This window comes from Amycolatopsis sp. NPDC104775, assembly GCF_055583325.1.
Genome location: NZ_JBVJOE010000001.1, coordinates 722,545 through 735,158 on the forward strand (window position 1 = coordinate 722,545; position 12,614 = coordinate 735,158).

The following is a 12,614-nucleotide window of genomic DNA, read 5'->3' on the forward strand; positions in this document are numbered from 1 at the left end:
GGGGTCAGAGCGCGGGCACGACCATCGGCGTGCCGGTGACCGGATCGGGCACCACGACACTCGGCAGGTCGAAGACTTCCTTGATCAGGTCGGCGTCCACGACGTCGCCGGGCGCGCCCTGCGCCACGACCTGGCCGTCGCGCATGGCCACGATGTGGTCGGCGTACCGGCAGGCCTGGTTGATGTCGTGCAGCACCGCGATCACCGTGCGGCCCTCGTCGCGCAGCCGTTTCAGCAGCTCCAGCACCTGGTACTGGTGCGCGATGTCGAGGAACGACGTCGGTTCGTCCAGCAGCAGGTACGGCGTGCGCTGCGCGAGCACGACCGCGATCCACACCCGCTGCCGCTGCCCCCCGGACAGCTCTTGCACCGGACGGTCGGCCAGCCCGGCGACCCCGGCCGCGGTCATCGCGCTGACCACCGCGGTCTCGTCTTCCTCGGACCACGAGGACAGCAGCGACTGATGCGGGAACCGGCCGCGCGCGACCAGCTGCCGGACCCGGACGTCCTCCGGCGCGGACGGCTCCTGCGGCAGGAAACCGAGCTCGCGCGCCAGCGCCTTGGCCGGATACGCCCCGACTTCGCGGCCGTCGAAGGTCACGCCGCCGTCGGACGGGCGGAGCAGCCGGACGAACGCGCGCAGCAATGTCGATTTGCCGCACGCGTTCGGGCCGACCACCGCGGTGAACGCGCGGTCGGGCACGTCGAGCCGCAACTGCGTCGAGACGACACGGTCGCCGTAGCGCAGGGTGAGGTCCCGCGCGGTCAAGCGGGCGGTCACTTCCGCCGCACCTCCTTGGTGAGCAGCCAGATCAGGTAGCAGCCGCCGATCGCCGTGCTGACCACGCCGACCGGCAGCGACACCGGGGCGAGCAACATTTGCGCGACGAGGTCCGCGCCGGCGAGCAGCAGCGCGCCGGTCAGCGCGGCGGGCAGCAGCGGAATGCCCGGCGCGCGGGCGAGCCTGCGGCCGATCTGCGGCGCGGCGAGCGCGACGAACGCGATCGGCCCGGCCACCGCGGTGACCGTCGCCGTGCAGGCGACACCGATCACGACCAGCTGCAGCCGCAGCGATTCGTGCCGCACGCCGGTCGTCACCGCGAGTTCCGTGCCGAGCGCCGCCTGGTGCAGCGCGGGCGCCCGGGTCACCAGGACCGCGAACAGCACGGCCAGCACCCCGAACGGCACCGCGACGTCGCTCCAGCCGATGCCGTTGAGCGAACCGGCGCTCCAGCCGACCGCGGCGATCGCCACTTCCAGGTCGGCGCGCAGCACGATCCACGAGTTCAGCGCGGTCAGCATCGCGTTGACCGCGATTCCGATGACGATCAGCCGCAAGCCGGACCGGCTGCCGCCCATCGAAAGCAGATAGACCGCGGCCGCGGTGAGCAGCCCGCCGGCCACCGACGCGAACGTGAGCTGCGCCGGCGACCCGGACAGCACCGTCATCGCGATCAGCGCGCCGGTGTAGGCCCCGGAATCGAGCCCGATCACGTCCGGGCTGCCGAGCGGATTCCGCGTGACGTTCTGGAAAATCGCCCCGGCCAGCCCGAGCGCGGCCCCGAACACGAGCCCGGCCGCCACCCGCGGCAGCCGCCATTCGCGGATCACCACGCCCGGCCCGCCGCCGGAGCCGCCGAGCGCGGCGAACACCCGCGCCGGGCTCGCCCAGGCCGCGCCGTAGCAAAGCCCCAGCAACGCGACACCGGCGAGCACGACGCCGAGGACGGCGACGAGGACGACCGTGCGGCGCTCGACCCGCAGCGAAATCCTGCCGCGGCGGAACACGAACGCGGTCATAACGCAGCCGTCCCGTACTTGCGGACCGCCCAGATCAGCACCGGACCGCCGACGAACGCCGTCACGATCGCGACCGGCACCTCGCCGGTCGGCAGCAGCACGCGCGAGCCGATGTCCGACACCAGCAGCAGAATCGGCCCCAGCACCACCGCGAACGCGGTCAGCCACGGCACCGACGCGCCCGCCGCGCGCCGCGCGAGATGCGGCACGATCAGCCCGACGAACAGAATCGGACCCGCCACCGCCGTCGCCGCTCCAGCGAGCAAAGTGATCAGCAGCAGCGTCACCGCGCGAATTCGAGCGACGCGCGCGCCGAGTGTGTGCGCGACAGTGTCCCCCAGCGCGAGCGCGTTCAGCTGACGGCTCAACAGGAACGCGGCGAGCACGCTCACCGCGATCACGATCAGCGGCACCGTCAGCGGAGCCTGCTCCCGTCCGGCCAGCGAGCCGACCGCCCAGAACCGGTACCGGTCGAAGGTGTCCGGCAGCAACAGCCGCAGCCCGAGCGAAACGCCGCTGAGCACGAAGGTCAGCGCGGTGCCGGTCAGCACCATCCGCAATGGCGACCGCCGCCCGACCGCATAAACCAGCAGCGTCGCCAGCACCGCGCCGAGCACGGCGAACAACAACTCCCCGGAGGCGGAAACGGCGATCCCGAGCGCGGAACCGATCGTGATGGCGAACCCGGCCCCGGCGGTCACGCCGAGCACGCCAGGTTCGGCCAGCGGGTTGCGCGACAACACCTGGATGAGCACCCCGGCCACCGCCAGCGCCGCGCCGACGCCGACCGCCAGCAGCGCCCGCGGAGCCCGGACGTCGCGCACCACCGCCTGGTCAGCCGGGTCGCCGTGCCCGAAAATGGCCCGGAGCACCTCCGCCGGCGCGATGCCGTGCGCGCCGATGCCCACGCTGACCACGGCCACCGCCGCCAGCAGGACGACGGCGGCGGCCAGCAGCGCGGTCCGGCTGCGCGCGCTCACTTCTTCAACAGTGGCGCGAACGCCTGGTCCACCGCGTCCAGCGTCTTCATCGCCGCCCGGTAGGTGGCCGCTTCGGTGTAGCGGAAAGCGAACGTCTTGCCCGCCTTGACCGCCGGGAGTTCCTTCCACAGCGGCGAATCGAGCACGTACTTCACCGCGGGCGGCACCGAGCCGTCCGGCTTCACCGAGTAGGTGATCGCGTCGGCCTGCGCGAACGCGGTCGGCAGTTCCTCGATCGACGGGTACTCGCTGACGTCCTTCGAGCCGCCGCCCTTGACCTTCACCTGGCCGAAGTAGTTCGCGCCGATGTCCTGCGCGACGTTGGTGCCCCAGGAATCCTTGAACTCGCGCTGGAAATTGCCCTTCGCGACCTCGCCGTACGCGCCGACGTGGCCGAGTTTCAGCTGCGGCAGCACGGCTTGGTACTTGTCCTTGAGCTGCTTCGCCTTCGCCTCGTACTCCTGGCGCGCGGCGTCGAACCCGGCCAGCGCACCGGCCGCGTCGGACTGCTTGCGCGACAGCTCCCGCCACGCCGACGGCACCGACGGCCCGATCGCCACGACCGGCGCGATCTCCTGCAGCCGCTTGACGTCGATGTCGGCGAGCACCGGCTTCGGCACGCCGATCACGATCAGGTCCGGATCGGCCTGCGCGATCGCCTCGTAGTTGGTCTCGGCGGCCTGCTCGCCCGCGACCTTCGGCAGCTCGTCGTACTTCTTGCGGTCCTCGGCCGTCATCATCGGCAAGCCGCGCTTCCACGTCGAGATCCCGACGAGCGGAGCCTTCGCCTCCAGCAGCGCCGGAACCGCGTAACCGGTCGCGATCACGCGCTTCGGCTTGACCGGGATCTTGATCTCGCCGTTGTCGGCGGCGAACACGCGGGTCGGGGCGTCACTCCCGCCGTTCTGCCCATCCGCGGAGCCGGAACCGCAGCCGGCGACGACGGTGAGGGCGACCGCGAGGGCAGCGGCGGCGAGACGGGTCTTTCTGATGGCGGTCATGCGAGGGTCCTTGCTGTTGCTGATGGATCAGTGGTCGTGCTCGTCGTCGAAGTCCGCGACGCCGCGTTTCCAGTAGCCGGTCACGTCGTAGTCCCCGCGGGTGAGCCCGAGGTCGTCGCGCAGCCAGCGGCGCAGCGGCTTGATCGCGCCCGCTTCTCCAGCGACCCACGCGTAAAGCCGTTCGCCTTCCGGCACCTTGACTTCGCGCACGGCGTCGGCGAGAAGCTCGACGCTGCCCGGTGCGGCTGCTCCGCGGTGCAGCCAATGGACTTCGACGCCGTCCGGCGCGTCGAGGTCGATCTCCTCACTCGCGTCGGCGACCTCGGCGAATGCCCAGCCCACCGCGGTCCGCGGCAGTTCCTCCAGCCAGCGCGCGAGTGCGGGCAGTGCCGTGATGTCCCCGGCGAGCAGGTAGCGGTCGTAGTGATGCGGCACGATCAGCCCGCCGGGCGGACCGGCGACATGCACGATCTCGCCCGGCTGAACCGCGCGCGCCCAGTCCGAGCCGAGACCGCCGTCGTGCAGGGCGACGTCGAGGTCCAGCTCGCCGGACGCCGGGTCGTAGCGGCGAACCGTGTACTCCCGCGAGATCGGCGACGGCTTCGGCCAGCGGAGCAGGTCGCCGTCCGGTTCGGGCAGCCGCAGCTCGCCGTCCGCGTCCGGGAAGAGGATTTTCACGTGCTCGTCCGGAGAATGCGCCTCGAACCCGGCCGTGCCCGGCCCGCCGAGAGTGACGCGCAGCAATCCCGCGCCGACCGCGCTGGTCCGCACGACCTCCGCGCGCCGGATCCGGATCGGGTACGGCACTTTCTCGGCCTGGCGGCCCGCGCGGACCTCCGCGATCCGGGCGGTGTGCCGGTGCCGGTGGGCATCCCGGCTCACTGCGCGCCGCCGGTGAGCAGCTTCGTCCAGTGCCCGAGCCGCGGGTCTTCGGCGAGGTCGGCGAACTCCAGCTGGGTCGCTCCCGCGCCGCGCCACTTCTCGACCAGGCTCATGATCCGCATCGAATCGAGACCGAGGTCGGCGAGATCGGTGTCCGGGGTCAGCTCGTCGAGGCCGCAGCCGAGCAGGTCGGCGACGTCGGCGTTGACCTGCTCGGCAGTCAGTCCGGGGGTGCTCATCGAGGTGCTCCTGCGGGAATCGGCGCCGACAGCGCGGCGAGCGCGTCGGCGGTGGTGGTGACGACGCCGCAGCGTTGCGCGACGTACTCGCACGCCTGGTCGTGCCGGGAGCGGTCGAAGTCCGCGACCGCGTCGCTGATCAGGAAGGGCCGGACGTCGCGCATGAACGCCTCCACCGCCGTGGCCTGGCAGCCGATGTGCGCGTACACGCCGGTGATCAGCAGCTGGTCGCGATCGCCGAGCTGCTCGCGGAAAGTGCTGCGCTGGAAGGCGCTGTACCGCCATTTGTCCAGCACCGTGTCGCCCGGCCGGGGGGCCAGCTCGTCGACGATGTCCGCCGCGCGCGGGTCGTCGTCGATCACCGCTCCGATGCCGTCGCCCCAGAACTCGGTGAGCAGCCCGCGATCGGCGGCGGGCTGCTTGCCCGGCTGCGCGGTGTAGAACACCGGCATGCCAAGGGTTCTCGCCTTTTCCGCCAGCTCCGCGATGTTCGCGACCATCTCCGGAATCGGCGAACCCTCATACGGGGCAAGGAAATACCGCTGGACGTCGTGCACGAGCAGAGCCGCCCGCGCCGGGTCGGGCCGCCACCGCACCCGCCCGTCGGGCAGGTCCGCCGCCGTCGGCAGCGGATACGCCCGGATCTTCGGCAGGGACACGCCTCACCTCTCCTTCGCCAGGGCGGCCAGCGCCGCCCGCAGTTCGCGTTTGCTGGTCTTGCCGACCCCGGTGACCGGGAACTCCCCGACCACCTCCACGAGGTCCGGCACCTTGAACGCGGCCACCCCGCGCCCGCGCACGAACCGGCGCAGTTCCGCCGCGCTCGGCTGTGCTCCGTCGGCCGGGACGACGTACGCGCAGGTCCGCTCGCCGAGGTACTCGTCGGGCACCGCGACGACGGCGGCGTCGAGCACGCCCGGATGCGCCATCAGGTGGTTCTCGACCTCTTCCGCCGCGACCTTCTCCCCGCCGCGGTTGATCTGCTCCTTGGCCCGCCCGACGACCTCGAGATGCCCGGATTCCCGTTGCCGCACCAAATCGCCCGTGCGGTAAAAGCCGTCCTCGGTGAACGCGGTCTTGTTGTGCTCGGCCGCGTTGTAGTACCCGCGGATCGTGTACGGCCCGCGCGTCAGCAACGCGCCGGTCTCGCCCGGCTCGACCAGGTCGTCCGACTTCGCCAGCGGATCGTCCGGATTCACCACGCGCACCTCGTCGTCCGGCGAGATCGGCCGCCCCTGGGTGCCGAGAACGAGGTCCTCCGGATCGTCCAGCCGGGTGTAGCAGACCAGCCCCTCCGCCATGCCGAACACCTGCTGCAACCGGCAGCCGAGCGCCGGGCCGATGCGTTCGGCGAGCTCCCGCCCGCATTTCGCCCCACCGACCAGCAGAACGTCCAAAGAGGACAGATCGCGCCCGGTCCGCGCCGCCGCCTGCACCCACGCCGCCGCCAGCGGCGGGACGACCCCGCTGATCGTGACCCCTTCGGTCTCGATCAGCCGGAACGCGGTGTCGGCATCCGGCCGCGGCGCCAGCACCGTGGCCGCCCCCGCGTGCAACGCGCCGAGCAGACCGGGCGAACTGAGCGGGAAATTATGCGCCACCGGCAAAGCCGCGAGATACACGCTTTCCTTGCGCAGCCCACAAATCCGCGCACTCTCGCGCACGCTGTAGAGATAATCGTCGTGCGTACGCGGAATCAGCTTCGGCAGCCCGGTACTCCCGCCGGAAAGCTGCAGAAACGCGATCCCCTCCGGGTCCGGCTCCGGCAACTCCCGCGGGGCCGTCGCCGCCAGCTCCGCGAACTCCGGCTCCCCGATGACGAAGACTTTCCGCTGCCCTTGCGCAACCTCACGCGCCATCCTCGCGTGATCGTGCCCCGCGTGCTCGCCGACAGTGACGATCGCTTTCGCGTCGCTCTGCTCGACGAAATGCCGCAACTCGCTGTCCCGATGCGCCGGCAACGCGAACACCGGCACCGCTCCGGCCCGCCACAGCCCGAAAACGAGCGAAACGAACTCCGGAATGTTCGGCACCTGCACGACCACCCGGTCGCCCCGCCCGATCCCGCTCGCGGCGAACCCCGCCGCCAGCCGATGCGCCCGCTCGTCCAGCTCGGCGAACGTCCAGCGCTGCTCCTCGCCGACCACCGCCGTCCGGTCCGCATACGCGTCCTTGAGCGAGGACAGCAACGCCCCGAACGTCTGCCCCCGCCAATACCCGCTGGCCCGATACCTCGCCGCGGTTTCCTCCGGCCACAAGCTCACGCGACCCCCTCCGCGCCCAGCGCCCGCAGCAGCGTCCCGAACTTCGCGCTGGTCTCAGCCAATTCCGCGGCCGGGTCGGACCCCGCGACGACCCCCGCCCCCGCGAACAGCCGCGCGGTCCCGCCGGACACCTCCGCGCACCGGATCGTGACCACCCATTCCCCGTCCCCCGCGAGGTCGGTCCAGCCGACCAGCCCCGCGTAGTACCCGCGTTCCTCCGGTTCAAGCCGCGCGATCGTGTCGCGCGCCAGCCCGACCGGCACCCCGCACACCGCGGGCGTCGGATGCAACGCCTCAGCCAGCTCCAACGACGACGGCCCACCCGGTCCGACACGTCCGGTGATCCGGGTCGAAAGGTGCCACATCGTAGGCGTGCCGATCACTTCCGGCTCTGCCGGAACCTGAAGCTCGGTGCAGTAGCGCCCCAGCACCTCCGCGACCTGCGCCGCGACAAGCGCATGCTCGTCACGGTCCTTTTCGGACACTCTCAGCTCGGCAATGGCCTGCGCGTCCAGTACGGGGTCTCCCGTCCGCCGCCGCGACCCCGCGAGTGGATTCGCGGTCACTACGTTTCCCTTGCGAGACACCAGCAACTCCGGGCTGGCCCCGACGAGCGTCCGCGGCGCCTGGTCCCCGGGGGCGCTGACGTCGACAGCAAAGGCGTGCGCCGCGGGGTCGGCCAGGACGAGGTCGCGGAGCAGGCGCCGGACGTCGATGTCTTGTTCTCCCACGAGATCGAGCGCCCGCGCGAGGACGACCTTGCGGAGTTCGCCGTCAGAGATGAGCTCGACCGCCCGGCGGACACTCTCGGCGTAGACCTCGGGTGCTGGGTGCGGGAGTACGGTCCAGGGGGTTTTGCTCGTGGGCTGTGGTGTTTCTGCGGCTTGGGAGTCTCGGGCGTCTTGGGTGTCTTCGGTGCCCGAGCCGCTGCGGGATCCGGCCATGCCCGCGCCTGGGTTTTCGCCGGACCCCACCATGGTTCCCGCCGCGCGCGAACTCTCGCTCAGGTTTCCGGCGGGTTCCAACGGGTGGGCCCCAGCGCGAGAACGCCCGCTCGGATCAACACCGGGCTCCACCATGTCGGCCGCCGCACGCAAACCCCCACTCGCATTTCCGCCGGACCCCACCATGTTTGCCGCCGCACGCGAACCCCCGCCCGAGTCTCGACCGGACTCCAGCGGGTGAGCCGCCGCGCGAGAATCCCCGCTCGGGTCACCACCGGGCTCCACCATGTTTGCCGCCGCACGCGAACCCCCGCCCGAGTCTCGACCGGACTCCAGCGGGTGAGCCGCCGCGCGAGAACGCTCGCTCGAGTCTCCATCGGGCTCCCGCGGGTGAGCCGCCGCCGCACGCGAGCCCCCACTCGGGTCACCGCCGGACTCCACCATCGTGGCCACCGCACGCGAATTCTCCCCAGAATTCTCGCCAGAATCGGCCGCAAGCGCGGCACCGCCTCCCGGCGCCTCAGCCCGGCGCACCACCGCGGGCACGATCAAGCTGCTCCCGGAATCCGGCCGGAACCCGATCGCTCCCACCACGACCGGATTCTCGACCCCCGCCAGCACCGCGGCCTCCAACGCCTCGGCCGCCGCCGCGGCCCGAGCGCCGGCCGTGCCGCGGACGTGCGAGTGCACTCCGTCGGCGAGCAGCACCCCGCGGGCCGACGAGTAGTAGAACGACCCCGGCAGATACGCGGCCAGGAGATCCGCCGCCCGGTGGACCGGCCGCGGACGGGCCGGAGCAGGTGAGGACACGAGGTGAATTCCCTTTCGCACACGCGCGCAGGCGGCCGAGCCGCCCGGTCCGTTCCTTGTCGCAAGGTCCAGACCTTGACTGTTCGGTTAGCCTAACCTAATGGACACTAACGCAACCGGACGAAAAGGAAAAGCCGTCCGGCGAGTCGACCTGGTTCACGCGCGAAGCGTGGCCCCACCGTCGACGTAGAGGTTTTGCATGGTGATGTGCCGCGCCCGATCGGACACGAGGAACAACACCGCGTCAGCGATGTCCGCCGGATCAGCGATCCGGCCAAGCGGGATCCCGACCCGGAACTGCTCCGGATTCCCCGCGATCACCCGGGATTCGCCGGACTCGTCCGTCCACAGCAGACGTTGCATGTCAGTGTCGGTCGACCCCGGCGAGACGATGTTGCACCGGATCCCCGACCCGGCGAGCTCCAGCCCGAGACACCGGGTGAGCATGGTCGCCGCCGCCTTCGAAGCCGCGTAAGCGGCCATCCCGGTCCGCGGGACACCAGCCGCATTCGACCCGACGGTAACGAGCGCACCGCTCCCCCGCGCCTGCATCCGCCGGGAGATCTCGCGCAGCACAGTGAAAACCCCCGTCGAGTTGACCGCGAACGTCGCCGCCCAATCCTCGTCGCTGGTCTCGCTCACCGACCCGGGCCGCAATACCCCGGCGACAGACACCCCGATCCCGATCGGCCCGAGCTCCCGCTCGACGTCCGCCACCACCCGCGCGACCGCCGCCGAATCCCCCACATCCGCCACGAACGGCACCACCCGCCCGGCACTGCGATCCGGACCAGCCCCCACAGCGCCAGCCGCGATGCGCTGCGATGACGCGTCGCCCGAAATCCTCGCCACGCCATCGCCTTCTGCGACAACATCCGTTGGCGCATCAGCGCGAGCCCCCGCTACCTCGCCACCCGAGGTAGCCGTCCCGGCTACAGCAGTACCTGGCTCGGAGTCAATAGTCGCTCCGCCATCCGAAGCACCCCTAGCTGCAACCTGATCCGACCCTAGGGTCCCCGCGGCATCACCAACCGCCACACCGCTCAGGGCCTCCACCCGAACCAGCTCCGCGCCGTAGTCCCGCGCGGCGACCTCCCGCAACCCCTCCTCGTCGATGTCCACCGCGGCCACCACGGCACCGGCCCGGGCGAGCGCCTCCACGACGGCCGCTCCGATTCCGCGCGCGCCGCCGGTCACCAGCGCGATCCGCCCCTCGATCCCGGCTCCCGCGTCCCGCGTCACCGCGCACCTCACCCTCCGTCGCCGACTGATTAGGCAAACCTAACCTAATCGAGTGAGCGGCGGCCAGGGTGATCCCGCCCACCCCTGGGGTCAGCGGCCGGGCGCGAAGTTCCGCAACCGCAGGCTGTTGGCCACCACCAGCACCGAGGACAACGACATCGCCGCCCCCGCGATCAGCGGGTTGAGCAGCCCGCACGCGGCGAGCGGCAGCGCGGCCACGTTGTACCCGAAGGCCCAGACCAGATTGCCCCGGATGGTGCGCAACGTCCGCTGCGCGAGACGGATCGCGTCCGGCAGCACCGAAAGGTCGTCGCGGACCAGGATGATGTCGGCCGACCGCAAGGCCAGGTCAGTTCCCTCCGCGACGGCCAGTCCGAGATCAGCGGTCGCCAGCGCCGGAGCGTCGTTCACTCCGTCGCCGACCATCGCCACCCGATGTCCCTTGCGCTGCAACGCCGACACCGCCGCCGCCTTTTCGCTCGGCAACACCCCGGCGAGCACCTCGGTGATCCCCACCTCCGCGGAGACCGCCCGGGCCGTCACCTCGTTGTCGCCGGTCAGCAACACGGTTTTCAGCCCCAACCGGTGCAACTGCGCAACCGCCGCCCGTGCCGAAGGCTTTAGCTCGTCGCGCACCGCGAGCAAGCCCGCGACCTCGCCAGCCACCGACACGAGCACGACCGTCGCTCCGCCAGCCTCCGCCGACGCCACCGCATCCTCAATCTCGGGACCGACCAAAACCCCTTCATCGACCAGCAACCTCGGCCGCCCGACCACGACGGTCGTTCCCTCGACCACGCCGCGCGCCCCAAGCCCCGGCAACGCTTCGAACTCAGAAGCAGCCGGAAGCACCTCCGGCCCACCGGTGACAACCGCTGCTGCGATCGGGTGTTCCGACGACGCTTCCACCGCAGCCGCGAGACGAAGCACTTCCGCAGGCGAGAACGCCCCGAACGCCCGGGTGTCGGCAAGGGTCATCCGGCCCCGAGTCACCGTGCCGGTCTTGTCCAGCACGACGGTGTCGACCGTACGACTCGCCTCGAGCGCGTCCGGTCCCTTGACGAGGATCCCGAGCTGCGCACCTCGCCCGACGCCGACCATCAGCGCCGTCGGCGTCGCGAGCCCTAACGCGCACGGACAAGCGATGATCAGCACGGACACCGCCGCGCCGAAAGCGTCCCGAACCGGATTCCCGGCGAGCAACCATCCCGCCAGGGTGAGCACCGCCAGCGCCGAAACCACCGGCACGAATACCGCGCAAACCCGGTCGGCCAGCCGCTGCACCGCCGCCTTCCGCTCCTGCGCCCGCTCGGCCAGCGCGCTCATCTGCGCCAGCTGCGACCGCGCTCCCACGGCCTCCGCGCGCACCACCAACCGGCCGTTGAGGTTGACGCTCCCGCCGATCACCCGGTTTCCCGGCCCGACCTCCGCCGGAACGGGTTCGCCCGTGATAGCACTGACGTCTACTGTGGACAGACCACTGTCGACGGTTCCGTCCGCGGCGACCTTCTCCCCCGGCCGGACCACGAACCGATCGCCTACCGCCAGTTCGCCGATTCCGACCAGCACTTCGCCGTCCGCGCGCAGAATCCGCACGTCCTTCGCCGCCAGCGCGTCCAGCGCACCCAGCAGATCCGCCGCGCCTCTCCGGGACCTCGCCTCGAAGTACCTCCCGGCGAGCAAGAACGTCGTCACCCCGGCCGCGACGTCGAGGTACACCGAATCCGCACCCGGCGCGGTCGCGCCGAATCCGATCCAGTATCCCGCCTCGCTGCCCGATCCGATCAGCACCGAGGCCGCCGACCACAGATAAGACGCCAGCACGCCCAAGGAAACGAGCGTGTCCATACTGGACGATCCATGCCGCAGGTTGCGCAGAGCGGCGCGATGGAACGGCACCGCCGACCAGAACACGACCGGAGTCGCGAGCAGCAGGCATACCAGCTCCCACAACGGGAACCGCAGCGACGGCACGAGCGCGAGCGTGATCGACAGATTGCCGAGCGGGACCGCCAGCACCGCGGCCACGATCAACCGGCGGCGCAAGTCGCGAACCCGCGCGTCGCGGTTTTCCGGACTCGTTTCGCCGCGGACGGTCGCGGTGTAGCCCGCCTTCTCGATCGTCGCAATCAGGGAGGCAGGGTCGAGGTCTGGTGGATAGTGGACGGTCGCGCGTTCGGTCGCGTAGTTCACCGTGGCGCGGACGCCGTCGAGCTTGCCGAGGGAACGCTCGACGCGCGCCGCGCAAGCGGCACAGGTCATCCCGCCGACGGCGAGATCGAGGTGACGGGTCGGGGTCGCCGCGGGGGCGGCGGTCTGCGTGGACATGGTTCTCCGGTTTCCAGGACGGGCACGAAAGCGGTGGCAGTGCCGGTGCCGGAAAGGCGGACCGATTTCCATAGTACGCCTGTTTTTCCGTCGCCACTCCATCGGGTGACTTGGGAACCTTTCG

Annotated in this window: 11 protein-coding genes and 2 pseudogenes; all 13 read right to left on the reverse strand. The window is 71.0% G+C overall.

Translation table 11 applies throughout. The features are described 5' to 3' along the window. Positions 1-4 precede the first annotated feature (4 nt). Complete coding sequence (locus tag ACZ63D_RS02950; protein ID WP_465352602.1) at positions 5-781, reverse strand: ABC transporter ATP-binding protein; 777 nt, start codon at positions 779-781, stop codon at positions 5-7. Then, positions 778-1,800 carry a FecCD family ABC transporter permease gene (locus ACZ63D_RS02955; RefSeq protein ID WP_465352603.1) on the reverse strand — a complete coding sequence of 341 codons (1,023 nt, stop codon included), beginning with the start codon at positions 1,798-1,800 and terminating at the stop codon, positions 778-780. The genes ACZ63D_RS02950 and ACZ63D_RS02955 overlap by 4 nt, the downstream gene beginning before the upstream one ends. After that, a complete protein-coding gene (locus ACZ63D_RS02960) occupies positions 1,797-2,780 on the reverse strand; it encodes a FecCD family ABC transporter permease (RefSeq protein WP_465352604.1) in 984 nt (327 codons plus the stop codon). Before ACZ63D_RS02960 ends, ACZ63D_RS02955 begins: the two co-directional genes overlap by 4 nt. Further along, positions 2,777-3,781, reverse strand: a complete 1,005-nt coding sequence (locus ACZ63D_RS02965) for an ABC transporter substrate-binding protein (protein WP_465352605.1) — start codon at positions 3,779-3,781, stop codon at positions 2,777-2,779. The genes ACZ63D_RS02960 and ACZ63D_RS02965 overlap by 4 nt, the downstream gene beginning before the upstream one ends. A gap of 27 nt (positions 3,782-3,808) precedes the next feature. Then, on the reverse strand, positions 3,809-4,663 hold the full coding sequence (locus ACZ63D_RS02970) for a siderophore-interacting protein (protein ID WP_465352606.1): 855 nt from the start codon (positions 4,661-4,663) through the stop codon (positions 3,809-3,811). Continuing rightward, on the reverse strand, positions 4,660-4,902 hold the full coding sequence (locus ACZ63D_RS02975) for a phosphopantetheine-binding protein (RefSeq protein WP_465352607.1): 243 nt from the start codon (positions 4,900-4,902) through the stop codon (positions 4,660-4,662). The genes ACZ63D_RS02970 and ACZ63D_RS02975 overlap by 4 nt, the downstream gene beginning before the upstream one ends. Beyond that, positions 4,899-5,561, reverse strand: a complete 663-nt coding sequence (locus ACZ63D_RS02980; RefSeq protein ID WP_465352608.1) for an isochorismatase family protein — start codon at positions 5,559-5,561, stop codon at positions 4,899-4,901. The genes ACZ63D_RS02975 and ACZ63D_RS02980 overlap by 4 nt, the downstream gene beginning before the upstream one ends. A 3-nt stretch (positions 5,562-5,564) precedes the next feature. After that, positions 5,565-7,166 carry a (2,3-dihydroxybenzoyl)adenylate synthase gene (locus ACZ63D_RS02985; protein ID WP_465352609.1) on the reverse strand — a complete coding sequence of 534 codons (1,602 nt, stop codon included), beginning with the start codon at positions 7,164-7,166 and terminating at the stop codon, positions 5,565-5,567. Next, complete coding sequence (locus ACZ63D_RS02990) at positions 7,163-8,296, reverse strand: isochorismate synthase (protein WP_465353684.1); 1,134 nt, start codon at positions 8,294-8,296, stop codon at positions 7,163-7,165. The genes ACZ63D_RS02985 and ACZ63D_RS02990 overlap by 4 nt, the downstream gene beginning before the upstream one ends. A gap of 294 nt (positions 8,297-8,590) precedes the next feature. Then, positions 8,591-8,920 (reverse strand): annotated as a pseudogene (locus tag ACZ63D_RS02995) (isochorismate synthase); the annotation flags it as partial. Between the two features lie 156 nt (positions 8,921-9,076). Then, positions 9,077-9,763, reverse strand: a complete 687-nt coding sequence (locus tag ACZ63D_RS03000; protein ID WP_465353685.1) for a 2,3-dihydro-2,3-dihydroxybenzoate dehydrogenase — start codon at positions 9,761-9,763, stop codon at positions 9,077-9,079. Positions 9,764-10,015: 252 nt separating this feature from the next. Further along, a pseudogene (locus tag ACZ63D_RS03005) lies at positions 10,016-10,174 on the reverse strand (SDR family NAD(P)-dependent oxidoreductase); the annotation flags it as partial. A 78-nt stretch (positions 10,175-10,252) separates the two neighbouring features. Further along, on the reverse strand, positions 10,253-12,490 hold the full coding sequence (locus ACZ63D_RS03010) for a heavy metal translocating P-type ATPase (RefSeq protein WP_465352610.1): 2,238 nt from the start codon (positions 12,488-12,490) through the stop codon (positions 10,253-10,255). Positions 12,491-12,614: the final 124 nt, after the last annotated feature.